This is a genomic window from Flagellimonas flava (assembly GCF_050617915.1).
In the GTDB taxonomy this organism is placed as follows: domain Bacteria; phylum Bacteroidota; class Bacteroidia; order Flavobacteriales; family Flavobacteriaceae; genus Flagellimonas; species Flagellimonas flava_A.
This window is the reverse complement of the sequence record NZ_JBODQE010000256.1, coordinates 1-229: the sequence shown is the minus strand read 5'-3', so window position 1 is coordinate 229 and position 229 is coordinate 1. Positions and strand designations below refer to the sequence as shown.

General features: G+C 40.6%; 1 protein-coding gene. It reads right to left on the bottom strand.

Translation table 11 applies throughout. From position 1 onward, the window contains the following. Window positions 1-37: 37 nt before the first annotated feature. A complete protein-coding gene (locus ACRHOZ_RS21760; RefSeq protein ID WP_431130530.1) occupies window positions 38-190 on the bottom strand; it encodes a hypothetical protein in 153 nt (50 codons plus the stop codon). Window positions 191-229 lie beyond the last annotated feature (39 nt).

The window sequence follows — 229 nt, the reverse complement described above, 5'->3', positions numbered from 1 at the left end:
GCAGTTGGGCCCTTACTTTTGGGATAAAGTCTACAAACTAGGCCTCGGACACTGCAAAACCATCCGACTTAGGAATTATGGAATTTTCAGCTAGGGAATCCTCCTGTTGGATTCTGTCCATAAGTCGGTCATGAAAGTTGTCGAAATAACCTACCGGAGTTTTGAATTTATTTTTTTTATCCTTTCCCATCTTTTTAAGGTTCGGGGGTCAAACAAAAAAGATGGGAAA